A 9,092-nucleotide genomic window follows, 5' to 3' on the forward strand; every position below is an offset into this window, starting at 1 on the left:
AGATGTGTATAAGAGACGACGGCCGGTGAGGTCCGCCTGGTGTAGCCGTCCGGGTCCCGGCCGACGCCCTGTTACGATGGCGCCGCGCGTGCCGGTGACGTTCCCGGCGCGTGCGGGGGGCTATAGCTCAGTTGGTCAGAGCCGCGGACTCATAATCCGCTGGTCGCGGGTTCGAGCCCCGCTGGCCCCACCTCACGGCGTTCAGTACGCAAGTCCCATGCGGAGGGCGCCCACCGCCTCGGACAGGGCCGCCCTGGCGAGCGGGGTGGCGCCGACGGCGTTGACGAACGGGTGGACCATGGTCGCGTGCCGGCGCATCGACACCTTGACGCCGGCATCGGCCATCTTCCGCGCGTAGGCCTCGCCCTCGTCGCGCAGTGGGTCGAATCCGGCCGTGGCCACGTGCGCGGGCGGGAGCCCCGAGAAGTCCTCGGCCAGCAACGGGGAGGCGCGGGGGTCGAGCCGGTCGTCGTCCGAGCGGAGGTAGGTGCTCTCGTAGAAGTCCATGTTCTTCGCGGTGAGGAAGAACCCCTCGCCGAACATCTCGTACGACCTCGTCCGCGCGGACATGTCGGTGGCGGGGACGAACAGCAGCTGGAAGTCGGGCGTGCGTTCCCCGGCGTCGCGGGTGAGGTGGCACACGACCGTCGCGAGGTTCGCGCCGGCGCTGTCCCCGCCCACCGCGATCCGGTCGGGATCCACGCCGAGCGCGGCGGCGTTGTCCCGGACGTAGCGGAACGAGGCCACCGCGTCGTCGACGGCCGTGGGGAAGAGGAACTCGGGGGCGAGCCGGTAGTCCACGCTGAGGACCTTGAGTCCGCCCATCCGCGCGAGGTAGCGGCACGTCGCGTCGTGGGAGTCGACGCTCCCCAGTACCCAGCCGCCACCGTGGAAGTAGACGAGCATCGGGAGGGCCTCGGAGCCGTGGGAGGGGGAGTAGAGGCGGGCGGGAAGGTCCGCGCGCGCCGGATCGTCACCGCCGAGCGGGAGGACGAGGTCGGAGACGACGGCGAGGTCGATCCGGTCGCCCGAGACGGTGAACGCGGACTTCTCGACCGTCTTGCGCGCCTTCTCGATGGTCATGTCCTCGTACTCCCCGTCGGAAAGCAGGGACATCGCCTTGACCCCGGCCTGGAAGTGCGGATCGAGCAGCTGCCCGTCGATCGCCTCGGGGGCGCCCGCGACCAGCTGGATCACCGGGCCGGGGAGCGCCCCGGCCGACGTCATGACGATCTTGGAGAGCCGGTCCTGCAGCGACGGTCGGTAGGTCCGATGTCCGGACATGGGTGAGCGCATTGCCACATTGTGCAGGGCATCGGCAGGATGATCGAGGAGAACCGACGAAGGGACAGGTCATGGACGCAGCAACGAACGACGTCGTCCGGGTGGAGGGGCTGGTCAAGACATTCGGACGGGCCAGGGCCCTCGACGGTCTGGATCTGGAGGTCCGCCGCGGCGAGGTCCACGGGTTCCTCGGGCCGAACGGCTCGGGCAAGTCCACGACCATCAGGATCCTGCTCGGGCTCATGCGGGCGGACTCGGGGCGGGTCCGGCTGTTCGGCCGGGACCCGTGGCGGGATGCGGTCGATCTGCATTCCCGCCTGGCCTACGTCCCCGGGGAGGTGACGCTGTGGCCGCGCCTGACCGGGGGGCAGTGCATCGACATCCTCGGTCGGGCACTGGGAGGACTCGACGCGGCACGCCGGGACGAGCTGATCGGGCGGTTCCGACTGGATCCCACCAAGCGCACCCGGGACTACTCCAAGGGCAACCGGCAGAAGGTCGCGCTCATCGCGGCGCTGGCGTCCGACGCCGAGTTGCTCGTCCTGGACGAACCCACGTCGGGTCTCGACCCGCTCATGGAGCAGGAGTTCCAGGAGTGCATACGCGAGGCGGTCGACGGCGGCTCCACCGTGCTCCTGTCCAGCCACATCATGGGGGAGGTCGAGGAACTGGCGGACCGGGTGAGCATCATTCGCGAGGGGCGGACCGTGAGCTCCGGGACCCTGAGCGACCTGCGGCGCCACACCACGACCGAGGTCCACGCGGTGACCGAGCGGGCCCCCGCCGTCCCGGCGACGGTGAACGGCATCGAGGGGTTGCGGGTCGCGGTCGACGGCGCCGGGCGGTACGACGTCCGTTGTCACGTCTCCGCCGACCGCCTGGGCGAGGTGACGGGCATCCTCCACGAGGCGGGGATCCACACGTTCACCGCCACGCCGCCCAGCCTCGACGACCTGTTCCGCAACGCCTTCTCGGCCGTGGGCCCCGGCGCCGGGCAGGCCACCGCGGCGGGCGATGCGGTGGGCGATGCGGCGGGCCCGCGGTGAAGTCACCCCTGGCCGGGACCGGACTGGTGATCTGGACCGCACTGCGTACCGGCTGGCGCTCCGCGACCGCCTGGATCCTCGGCCTGGTCCTGATGTACTTGGTCACCGGGTTCTCGATCGCCGCCCTCTACGACACCCCGGAGAAGCTCGCCACGTACGCCGCGTCGCTGGGCGACTCCATGATCATGCTCGACGGCAGGGTGGCGGGGATCGACACCCTGGGCGGGGTCATGATGAACGAGTTCGCGTTCATCGTGGGCTTCGCCATTCCGATCATGGCCATCGCCCTGACGGCCCGGTCCACCCGCCGGGAGGAGGAGACCGGCAGGCTTGAACTCCTGCTGTCCGCCCGGATCGGTCGGCTCGCCCCGGTCACGGCGGCCCTCGTCGTCGTCGCCGGGATCTTCGTCCTCCTCGGTGCGGGGATCTGGGCGGCGACCCTCACCATCCCGGTCGACCGGACCGGGGCCGCGTACTACGCCGCCTCGCTCGTCGCCACCGGCTGGGTGTACGCGGCCGCCACGGCCGTTCTCGCGCAGATCCTGGCCCACAATCGCACCGTGTGGGCGACCGGGCTGGCGCTGACCGGCCTCACGTTGGTGACCCGCGGCATCGGCGACACCGAGGAGAACTGGATCAGCTGGACCTCGCCGCTGGGCTGGCACGGCCTGGTGCGACCGTTCGGCGACCCCACCGTCGTCCCGCTCCTCGTCGCCGTGGCGGCGGCGGGTGCGCTGGCCGCGGTCGCGCTGTGGCTCTCCGGGCGTCGGGACGTGGGGGCGGGGATGATGCCGGCGCGCACGGGACCCGCGACCGCGTCGAGGTGGCGGGGCTCCGGGGTCGGAGTGGCGGTCCACCAGCACCTCGGTTCCCTCGTGGGCTGGACGATCGGAGTCGTGGCGCTCATGTCGATGTACGGCGCCCTGATGGACGTGGTGGTCGAGGCGATCGTCTCGAACCCCGCGCTCGCGGGGTTCCTTCTCGAGTCCCCGGCGCTCGTCGACGCGCTCGTGCAGATGCTCGTGGTGTTCGTGGGGATCCTCGGGGCGGGGTTCGTGCTGCAGACCCTCGCCGGGCTGCGCGGGGAGGAGACCTCCGGGCGGCTCGAGCTCGAGCTCTCGACCGGGCGGTCCAGGTGGTCGTGGCTGGCCCTGCACACCGTAGTAGTGGCGGTGGGGGCCGTGGTGGTGGTTGCCGCCGGCTCCACCGCGTTCGCGCTGACCACCGCCATCGCGCTCGACGACCCCGGATCGGTGGGCAGGATCGTCGCGGCCGGCGCCTGGCAGATTCCCGCGGTGCTCGTGTTTGCGGGACTGTCGGTGGCGCTCTTCGGCGTGGTCCCCCGGATGCAGGTCCTGGCCTGGGCGCTGTTCGTCGCGGCCGCCGTCGTCACGTTCATGGGTCCCACCCTCCGGCTCACCGAGGCGCAGATGCGCGTGTCCCCGTTCGGCGCGGTGGGCATGGCCCCCGTGGGTCCGGTGGACTCCACGGGCGTTGCGGTGCTGCTGGTGCTGACGGTGGTCCTCGTGGCCGCCGGGCTGGTCGGGTTCCGACGTCGCGACGTGCCGCGGACGTGATCGAGGACCTGGGACACTCACGGGGATCGGCCGAGGAACCATCGAGGGAGGACACGATGTCGCAGGATCTGCTCGAGAAGGCGCTCGCCACGATCGACGAGTGGCCGGTGGACAACGTGTCGGCGGCGGTGGTCGGCCCGGACGGGGTGATCGCCGCGAGGGGGGACGGTTCGCGGGTGTACCGGCTGGCCTCGGTGACCAAGCCGATCGTCGCGGTGGCGGCGCTTCTCGCCGTGGAGGAGGAGGCGATCTCACTCGATGACCCCGCGGGGCCCGAGGGGTCGACCGTGCGCCACCTGCTCGCCCACGCCTCGGGGCTCGACTTCTCCGACCGACGGAGAGTGCGGTGTGCGCCGGGGGAGAGGCGCATCTACTCCTCGGCCGGGTTCGAGGTCCTCGCGGACCACATCGCGGAGGCGACGGGAATCGAGTTCGCCGAGTACCTGGTCGAGGCGGTGTGCGAGCCGCTCGGGATGACGTCGACCGTGCTGGAGGGGTCGGCCGGCCACGGCGCCTCGGGCAGCCTCGCTGACCTCGCGGCCTTCGCCCGGGAACTGGTCTCCCCGCGTCTGCTCGCCCCCCAGACGCTCGAGGAGGCGGTGTCCGAGCAGTTCCCCGGTCTCGACGGCGTGGTCCCCGGCTTCGGGATGCAGAAGCCGTGCCCGTGGGGGCTGGGCTTCGAGATCCGGGAGGCCAAGTTCCCGCACTGGACGGGGCAGCACAACTCGCCGTCGACGTTCGGCCACTTCGGTCAGTCCGGCACGATGCTCTGGGTGGAACCGGAGATCGAGACGGCCCTGGTCGTGCTCACCGACCGCGACTTCGGAGACTGGGCCAAACCCCTGTGGCCCGCCCTGTCCGACCGGGTCGTCGACGCGGCCTGCGCGCGGACCCGGGACGAGGACGCGCTCGGCGGCTGAGTCGCCCGTCGGCGTCCGAGGAGATCACCCCGCCGCCGGATTCCCGGCCGGGACACAGGCGGACCGCGACACGCCGCGGGTGCTGCCGGCGTCGGGACCACCGTGCTGTAACTTTGCTGAGAGTCCAGGAGTCTCGCTGGTGTAATTCCACCACGTGAGGCACAGTGGTGATCAACAATCACATAAGCATCATCGTTCACACGAATTCATGAGGTCGTTGGGGAAGACGTCCCTCAGTGAGTCGGGAGTGAAGCGATGTCTGACCTAAATCATTTCGCGGATACGACGACCGGCGTGGTGTTCATCCACGCCGCGCCGACCGCGTTGTGCCCTCACGTCGAGTGGGCTCTGGCGAGCACCCTCGACGCGAACTCGGCCATGCGCTGGGAGGACCAGCCGGCCCAGCCCGGCGCCAGGAAGGCGATCGTCGACTGGATCGGTCCGGTCGGCACCGGCGCGCGCCTAGCCGACTCCCTGGCCAAGTGGTCCATGTTGGCCTTCGAGGTCACCGAGGACCCGAGCGAACTCGTCGACGGCGAACGCTTCTCCCACACCCCCGAGCTGGGGATGTGGCGCGGCCAGACCGGCGCCAACGGCGACGTGGTGATCGGCGAGAACCGGCTTCGGCTCCTCATGGCGGCAGGACCCGCCGCGTTCCATACGGCCGTCGAGGCCGAGCTCGGCACCGCCTGGGACCTGGCACTCGAACCGCTCCGAGGCCACCCGGCCGCCGCCGAGGTCACCTGGCTCTCCCGCGTCGGCTGACCCACCCCGCCCGACCCCGGCCCCGGCTCCACCAGAACGCCCGCACCCCCTTTTGGGGATGCGGGCGTTCTCGCGTGCGCGGACCGGTCAGGTCACAACGGGATGTTCTTGTGCTGCCCGCGGACGTGGGAGGCCTCGTTCAGGGCCTCGGCGAGTCGTCGCCGGGTCTCGGTGGGCTCGATGACCTCGTCGACGACCCCGATGGAGACCGCGCGACCCACCCCACCGGCGATGGCGGCGTGCTCGTCCGCCAGACGCTCGTGGAGGGCCTCGCGCTCGTCATCCGGCGCGGCGGCCAGGGCGCGCTTGTGGAGGACACCCACGGCGGCCTTGGCACCCATGACGGCCACCTCCGCGTCCGGCCACGCGAACACGGCGGAGGCGCCGAGCGCCCGGGAGTTCATCGCGATGTAGGCACCGCCGTAGATCTTGCGCGTGACCAGGGTGACCCGGGCGACCGACGCCTCGGCGAACGCGTGCAGCAGTTTCGCGCCGCGGCGTACGACGCCCTCCCACTCCTGGGAGACGCCCGGGAGGTAACCGGGGACGTCCACCAGGACGAGCAGCGGGACGCCGAAGGCGTTGCAGAGCCGGACGAACCGCGAGGCCTTCTCGGCGGACTCGGAGTTGAGGCACCCGCCCAGCCGGAGCGGGTTGTTGGCGATCACGCCGACCGTGCGGCCCGCGATCCGGCCGAAGCCCACCACGATGCTCGGGGCCCACTTAGCCTGCAGCTCCTCGAAGGTGGTGCTGCCGTCCAACTCGGACGAGTCGAGGATGCCGTGGACGAGCGGGCGCACGTCGTAGGCGCGCTTGGGGGACTCGGGGAGCAGGCCCGCGAGATCCGTGTGGTCTCCCTCGAGCGCACGCAGGTCGAACTCCCCCTGGGAGGACAGGAGGGTGACGAGCCGCCGGGCCCGGTGCAGGGCGTCCCGCTCGTCGCTGGCGGCGATGTGGCAGACGCCGGACTTGCGGTGGTGCACGTCCTGGCCGCCGAGGCCCTCCATGTCCACCTGCTCACCGGTGACGGAGCGGACCACGTCGGGTCCGGTGACGAAGATCTTGCCCGCCGGCGCCATGATCACGACGTCGGTGAGTGCGGGGCCGTAGGCGGCACCGCCGGCGGCGGGGCCGAGGACCACGGAGATCTGCGGGACGTGGCCCGACGCGCGGACCATGGCCTCGAAGACGGTGCCGACGGCGTGGAGCGCCTCGACGCCCTCGGCCAGGCGGGCGCCACCGGAGTGCCACACCCCGACGATCGGCAGGTGCTGATCGATCGCCACGTCGATCGCGTGGACGATGTGGCGGCACCCGTCCAAGCCCATGGCGCCACCCATGACGGTGGCGTCCGTGGCGTACGCGACGGTGGGCACGCCGTCGATCAGCCCGCGTGCGGCGAGCGCGCCCGAGGCGTCGGGTTCGGTGAGGAACTCCAGTGACGCGGGGTCGAAGAGATTCTCGAGCCGCACGACGGGGTCGCGCGGGTCGATCTGGGTGTTCTGGTCCATGGTGCTGGTGATGGTCATCGAGTGCAGTCCTTTCCATGGCGCACGTCCCGGATAGGGAGAGTGCGCCTCTGATGGACCCCCGGACTGGCTGGTGGGCGACAGGTCATCGGTCCGGGACCCCCGTCCCGGCCGGACCTTCCGCCCGTCACCCCGCTGGGTGCGGGGTGGTCATGCGTGTCATGCCCCGAGTGCGGGGGTGGGGACGCGGGCTCGACGTGGTGCACCGACCGCACCTTCGGCCCTGATCGCGTCCCCGCCCCGTGGCGACGGGACGAGTTGTCAGCTCTGGTCGATCTTCTGGATGTAGTCGACCGCATCCTGCACGGTACGCAACTTGGCGAGGTCCTCGTCCGGGATCTCCACCCCGTAGCGGTCTTCGGTCTGCACGGCGATCTCCACCATGGAGAGCGAATCGATGTCGAGATCGTCGACGAAGGACTTCTCCGGGGTCACCTCCGAGGGTTCGATTCCGGTGACCTCCTCGACGATCTCTGCAAGTCCAGCGATGATCTCGGCCTCGGTGCGTGCCATGTGGTGTCCTCTCGGGTGGTGTCGGCGTGCCCGGTCGGGCGCGTCGTCGGGGTCGCAGGAAGGTCGCCGGATCCGGCCGGCGACCGTGGGGTGGGCGGGGGTGGTCTAGGCGCCGCTGAGCGCGGGGACGGATTCGAGCGCGGCGTCGAGATCCTCGGGGGTCGTGACGCCGTGCCGCGGGACGTCGCGCATCATCCGCTTGGCCAGTCCGACGAGCGCGCCGGACGGCGGCAGCTCGACGAACGCATCCACGCCGCGCTTGACCATGGTCTGGGTGCACAGGTCCCAGCGGACGGGGTGGGTGATCTGCGAGACCACGCGGTCCACTGCGTCCCGCCCGGAGCCGACCACCATTCCGTCGGCGTTCGACACCAGGGTCAACCCGGGGTCGCGCACCTCGAGGGTGTTCGCGAGCGCCCGGACCTCGTCGACGGCCGGGGCCATGTGGCGGGTGTGGAACGCCCCGGCCACCTCGAGGCGGCGCAGGCGTGCCCTGCTCGGAGGGTTCTGCTCGAGTGCGTCACACGCCTCGAGCGGCCCGGCGGCCACGATCTGTCCCGCGCCGTTGCGGTTGGCGGGCTCGAGCCCGGCGTTCTCCAGCGCGAGCAGGACGTCGGCCTCGACCCCACCGAGGACGGCGATCATCCCCGTGGGACGGTCGGCGCACGCCCGCGACATGGCGGCCCCGCGGACGGAGGCCAGCCGGAGTGCATCCGATTCCGAGATGACGCCCGCGATCGCGAGCGCGGCCACCTCACCGATCGAGTGGCCGGCGATGATCGAGTCGGACGGCACCTCGCCCCGTCGGCGGAGCTCCGCCGCACCGAGGAGGGCGGAGGCCACCACCAGGGGTTGGGTGACCGCGGTGTCCGTGATCTCCTGCAGGGTCGCCGTGGTGCCGAGCCGCTCGAGGTCGAGTCCGCTCGCGGCGGACCACTCGTCGAGACGGTCGGAGGCGCCGGGTAGCTCGAGCCACGGCACGAGCATTCCGGCTTTCTGGGACCCTTGTCCAGGGGCGGTGAGACAAAGCACGAGTATCAGAGAACACGGGTTGGTCCGATTCGGATGATGTTCTCGTAACCAGAAACCGCGGCCGGATCTTGTGGGGTTCCCACAAAAGCCGAGTTGGCCGACCGTCCATCTGTCGCAAAGCGGAATTCGTTACACGGTGTGATCAGAGTGACCATCTAGCTCTCCTGAGGACTGCGTTCGGCGAGCTTGCCGAGCACGAGCGCTATTCGGAGGACAAACGCGTCCCTGGCGTCCAGGGGGTCGAAGTCGGTTATCTGGCTCGCCCGTTTGAGTCGGTACCGCACCGTATTGGGGTGGACGTACAACCCGCGCGCGCACGCCTCGACGTGGCCACCCGAATCGAGGTAGGCCCTCAGGGTCTCCTCGAGTGAGCTGTCGGCTCCGCGGAGCGGGGTGACGATCCGCTCGACGAGCATCTGCGCGGCC

The 9,092-nt window shown here is 70.8% G+C and carries 9 protein-coding genes and 1 tRNA gene; 5 read left to right on the top strand and 5 right to left on the bottom strand.

Going from position 1 to position 9,092, the window contains the following annotated elements; genetic code table 11:
- Positions 1 to 116 precede the first annotated feature (116 nt).
- Positions 117 to 190: transfer RNA gene (locus tag B4M60_RS05565), tRNA-Ile, on the top strand.
- 11 nt (positions 191 to 201) lie between these two features.
- On the opposite strand, the gene B4M60_RS05570 is transcribed toward B4M60_RS05565, so the two are convergent.
- A complete protein-coding gene (locus tag B4M60_RS05570) occupies positions 202 to 1,296 on the bottom strand; it encodes an alpha/beta hydrolase (RefSeq protein ID WP_291081079.1) in 1,095 nt (364 codons plus the stop codon).
- Positions 1,297 to 1,355: 59 nt separating this feature from the next.
- Between B4M60_RS05570 and B4M60_RS05575 the strand changes: the two genes are divergently transcribed.
- The 4 genes from B4M60_RS05575 (at position 1,356) to B4M60_RS05590 (ending at position 5,592) form a co-directional block, all read left to right on the top strand.
- Positions 1,356 to 2,330: an ABC transporter ATP-binding protein gene (locus B4M60_RS05575; RefSeq protein ID WP_291081081.1), complete on the top strand. Its 975-nt coding sequence runs from the start codon at positions 1,356 to 1,358 to the stop codon at positions 2,328 to 2,330.
- Positions 2,327 to 3,907 carry an ABC transporter permease gene (locus tag B4M60_RS05580; RefSeq protein ID WP_291081083.1) on the top strand — a complete coding sequence of 527 codons (1,581 nt, stop codon included), beginning with the start codon at positions 2,327 to 2,329 and terminating at the stop codon, positions 3,905 to 3,907. Before B4M60_RS05575 ends, B4M60_RS05580 begins: the two co-directional genes overlap by 4 nt.
- A gap of 56 nt (positions 3,908 to 3,963) precedes the next feature.
- A complete protein-coding gene (locus B4M60_RS05585) occupies positions 3,964 to 4,827 on the top strand; it encodes a serine hydrolase domain-containing protein (protein ID WP_291081085.1) in 864 nt (287 codons plus the stop codon).
- Positions 4,828 to 5,082: 255 nt separating this feature from the next.
- Positions 5,083 to 5,592 (top strand): DUF3145 domain-containing protein, encoded by a 510-nt coding sequence (locus B4M60_RS05590; RefSeq protein WP_291081087.1) that lies wholly within the window; start codon positions 5,083 to 5,085, stop codon positions 5,590 to 5,592.
- Positions 5,593 to 5,684: 92 nt separating this feature from the next.
- Here B4M60_RS05590 and B4M60_RS05595 read toward each other — a convergent pair whose 3' ends face one another.
- The 4 genes from B4M60_RS05595 to B4M60_RS05610 all read right to left on the bottom strand — a co-directional run.
- Positions 5,685 to 7,121, bottom strand: coding sequence for an acyl-CoA carboxylase subunit beta (locus tag B4M60_RS05595; protein WP_291081089.1), 1,437 nt, complete (start codon positions 7,119 to 7,121; stop codon positions 5,685 to 5,687).
- 261 nt (positions 7,122 to 7,382) lie between these two features.
- Positions 7,383 to 7,634, bottom strand: a complete 252-nt coding sequence (gene acpM, locus B4M60_RS05600) for a meromycolate extension acyl carrier protein AcpM (RefSeq protein ID WP_007629089.1) — start codon at positions 7,632 to 7,634, stop codon at positions 7,383 to 7,385.
- A gap of 105 nt (positions 7,635 to 7,739) precedes the next feature.
- Positions 7,740 to 8,666 carry an ACP S-malonyltransferase gene (locus B4M60_RS05605; RefSeq protein WP_291081095.1) on the bottom strand — a complete coding sequence of 309 codons (927 nt, stop codon included), beginning with the start codon at positions 8,664 to 8,666 and terminating at the stop codon, positions 7,740 to 7,742.
- Positions 8,667 to 8,821: 155 nt separating this feature from the next.
- Positions 8,822 to 9,092 (bottom strand): PucR family transcriptional regulator (locus B4M60_RS05610; RefSeq protein WP_291081097.1); only part of this gene is annotated, 271 nt, incomplete at its 5' end.

The organism is Dietzia sp. UBA5065 (assembly GCA_002415925.1).
GTDB lineage: Bacteria > Actinomycetota > Actinomycetes > Mycobacteriales > Mycobacteriaceae > Dietzia.